Below are 3,757 nucleotides of genomic sequence, written 5' to 3'. Positions count from 1 at the left end.
GCACGTAGTCTTCATGGATTTCTGAGTGGAATTTACGCCTCACTATGTGCATATCAATTAACCCATCAAAATAAGCCAACAATTCAAATTAAGGAATCATCGGCTTAAGCAGGATCCGGGTTAAATATAATTTTATATTACTTTCAACTTTCGATAATCAATCCAATTACAATGAAACCCAACCGCCACTCGGACGGGTAAATAAATCGTGGCAATTGGCCCATCCTTAATATGTTGTGCATCCAAAATCACAACTTTCGAAGGGCCACAATCTAAAGCATGCACATAAGACATCAGCCAACCATTATTTTCAGCTTGTGCACCCTCTCTTTCGACGTAAATAGCCTCACCTGTGACCCAATTTTCTCCAAATGAATAACTTTCTATGGTCGTAGTTTCTAAATCATGACCCAACAGGCTATTACTGCTGACATGGTAAGGATCATCAAATTCGCCAAAGGAAATGCTATAAGCATAACGATATGGCCGCCCGGTATAAGCTTCATTAATGCGTGGGAATTCCTGTTTAACATCCGATAAGATTGTCCGCTTCACTTTCCCTGTTTTTTTTTCGAAGACAAATCGTTCTAATCTAAGATCCTGATCTTCAATTGGGCCTTGAATAGAACGCACCATTGCTTTGGAATGTACTACTGCATCCATGACCACATCTCCAGTATCCAGATCATAAGCATTCATGGTATGAAAAATAAAACAGGGATCGATGTTGTACCAGCGTATATCCTGAGCACTTCCACCAAAAGGTAATAAACCAATACGTGCCTGATGTTCCGGGTTCCATTGATATGGCAGCAATGAACCTTTTAAGGCACTTTGCATTGAGAAATTTACATTTAAGTCCAGAATTAAGACCTGAGATTCGGTAATCGCACAGTCATGTACCATCGGACCATGTTTGACTGGAATCTCCACATGATTTTTCAGTTTGCCCTGTGCATCGATATGCAGATAAAAGACTTTATTATGGGTTAGTCCATCATAACAAACCGCATGAATATCGCCGGTATCCGGATCAATATGTGGATGTGCAGTAAATGGCAAGTCTAGATCATCATTCTCAAACAGATGATGGCGTTTAGATTCCAGTTCACTATTTACTTCGATTGGATAAGCACCCGCTTCGACCAATGCCCAGATTTTCCCAGCAAAATTGATGATATTGGTATTTACTGGATCAGCTACACCACGACTTTTCCCCGGAATCACTGAGCGATGTAATTTCTTCTGTACACTATCCGCACCGACATATTGGCTTTTGTACCAGTGTGCTTCACCTTCTTTAAGCCGTAACGCATGAATCATCCCATCACCAGTAAACCAGTGATAAATTTTTGGATTTTTCACTGTAATGGGGTTCGGGCCAATTCGCATCAAGGCGCCATCTAATTCTTTCGGGATCTGCCCTTCTACCTTCAATTGAGTTGAAAAATGCTCCTGCCGCTGCGGTGCAAAAATACCATCCAGATATGGATTATCATGGGAATATGGAATACGGTTATGCAAGATTTCTGCACCGTATTGAATAGATTTATTCAGCGTATTTTTGAACATACTGCTCAGCGGTTTTGGCAACTGCATTGTTATATTCCTTATTTTATTCATTTATTTGAGTTGTTCTGACGAATTTTATAATAATAAAAGCAGGTTGGGTGTTTTTATATATAGATAGACGGTACATCAGCACTAATGCACCGTCGGTTTATATCAATTCTAAAAATTTAAACTTTTATATCTAAAAGCTGGATAAATTCAAATGCCGGTTCTTCATAAGGATGACTTTCTTTTAGAGCCTTAGCCACTTCAACCGCCTTTTCATCAGGTACAAGAATTTCGACCCGCCATTCTTCCACATTTTCCAACTGGCCAATTTCCCCAATATGAGGATCTGCGCCTTGCTGCGGCTTAAATTGTCCAGTTCCCAGCACTTGCCAGGCACAGTCGGTATATTCACCAATCCCACCCGCACCTGCTGCAAAGATGGCCTTCTTGGTTTCCTCTAGGTTTTCATCTGGTACGTAATAAATCAGTTTAAGCATATATCCCTACAAGTTTTTCAAGCATTTACCGTATTGTTAAGGGCTTCGGTAATAATATTCAATGCTGGATTTTGAGAGTTCTTGTTAAATGTTGCATATAGTTCTACCTGGGGTAAAGGTCGATCTGTCTGGATCACTTTCACTTCATCATTCAGGAAACGTAATAAATAATCGGGAGCAAAACTAAAACCCATACCCATATTGATCAGGTTAATATGCTGTAGCACATTGGTCGCCCACAGCACCTGATCGTGCTTTAGCTGATCAAAGGACATCAAAGCATTCAGTCTTTCGTAAAATACAGGTGATGCATTCTGATCACACATAATAATCGTATGATTTTTCAGTTCTTGTAATTTCAGTATTCGATCGGTTGGGTGCAAATGCTTGGCTGCAACCAAGTGAATTTGCTCCGTCAATAAATGAATATTGTCAAAATCTGGATGATCCATCTGAAAACGGGTAATACTTAGATCTAGTTCAGCATTTTTTAGACGTTGAAGCTGTTCCAGACAGAACAGGCTATGCAGATGAATTTTCAGATCTGGCATGGTCTTTTTCAACTTGGCCAAAATATGTGGCATGACTTTTAGTTCGGCAACATTCAGAAAACCAATATGAATCTGGTTATTTTTCTGCTGGGCCACCTGTCGTGCTGACGCAACGGCCAATTTGGCATTTTCTAGAGCTTTTTCTGCATAGATTAAAAAGGCCTTACCTTCATCGGTTAACTGTATTTTTCGTGAAGAACGCTCAAACAGGTTAACGCCAACTTCCTGCTCCAAATCTTTAATCTGCTGGCTTAAAGAAGGTTGAGCCGTAAACAGCTTTTCAGCAGCCCTAGTGAAACTCTGCTCCTGCGCCACGGTAATAAAATAGCGTAAATGTCGAAGTTCCATAGATTGCTCACTTCAAAAAACAGGTGCTTATCATACGATTTAGGCCAACGTATTGAAAATACTAATAGATCAATAGCTTATACGAAAACTCATATAATTACCTTCTATGCATGACCAGACTTTGCACCTCATACATTTATTCCTGTTTCAGGTATACACATGGTGTCTTGCATGACGCTGTATTTGATACTGATGTTCGGATGAAGGCTGGAAACAGGCAGCTGAATCACTGAACTTACCATATCTGGAGGTGATTTAAATTACTTCTCATAATGTGTATAGCACCTAGATGGCCAAGCCTGAAATTCATGAATCTATGCAATTCTGGTTAGGCCGGTTGGTTATATCGCTTGGTGTTATCAGCACAGTATTAATAATGCTTTTGATTATGTGAATACGCTGAAGGTAACGTTAAAGCAGATTCAGCTCACTGTTTAGCGATAAAAAAACCACCTCTCGGTCATTGCTGTCCCACAATTTTTCACAAGAGGAAGCTCAAATGAGCTTCCTCTTGTTTTATGGGTATTTTATCGGGTGAAAATAAAGTTTTTAAAGTTCTTCTTTCAAACAAATTCACTTGAATTATTCTGAGTAAACGTTGAACTGTCCAACCTGTTTTTCCTAAATGTTGAGCGAAACTCACCAATAAATAGGCGATCATCGCAATCCAGATCTGTGTCTGAATTGCGTTCCTGCTGCGGCCTAGAAACGCTTTTAATTTGAGATTCTGCTTAATCGCCTTAAAGAACAGCTCAACTTTCCAACGATCTTTATAAATCGCCGCAATGGTGGAGGCGGCTA

General features: G+C 39.8%; 4 protein-coding genes and 1 pseudogene. 1 reads left to right on the top strand and 4 read right to left on the bottom strand.

Annotated features, from left to right (window positions below; translation table 11 throughout):
* Window positions 1-108: pseudogene (locus FTV31_RS15870) on the top strand (IS982 family transposase); the annotation flags it as partial.
* 24 nt (window positions 109-132) lie between these two features.
* On the opposite strand, the gene FTV31_RS15865 reads toward FTV31_RS15870, so the two are convergent.
* The 4 genes from FTV31_RS15865 to FTV31_RS15850 all read right to left on the bottom strand — a co-directional run.
* Window positions 133-1,599: a carotenoid oxygenase family protein gene (locus FTV31_RS15865; RefSeq protein ID WP_180015655.1), complete on the bottom strand. Its 1,467-nt coding sequence runs from the start codon at window positions 1,597-1,599 to the stop codon at window positions 133-135.
* 140 nt (window positions 1,600-1,739) lie between these two features.
* Window positions 1,740-2,057, bottom strand: coding sequence for an NGG1p interacting factor NIF3 (locus tag FTV31_RS15860; protein ID WP_180015653.1), 318 nt, complete (start codon window positions 2,055-2,057; stop codon window positions 1,740-1,742).
* 17 nt (window positions 2,058-2,074) lie between these two features.
* Entirely contained in the window at window positions 2,075-2,956 is an 882-nt protein-coding gene (locus tag FTV31_RS15855) for a LysR family transcriptional regulator (protein WP_159124023.1), read from the bottom strand.
* 481 nt (window positions 2,957-3,437) lie between these two features.
* A partial coding sequence (locus tag FTV31_RS15850; protein WP_180015651.1) for a transposase occupies window positions 3,438-3,757 on the bottom strand: 320 nt, incomplete at its 5' end.

It is taken from the genome of Acinetobacter sp. YH16031 (genome assembly GCF_013417335.1).
Classification (GTDB): Bacteria; Pseudomonadota; Gammaproteobacteria; order Pseudomonadales; family Moraxellaceae; genus Acinetobacter.
The sequence above is the reverse complement of the archived record's forward strand: the minus strand, read 5'-3'. Positions and strand labels throughout refer to the sequence as shown.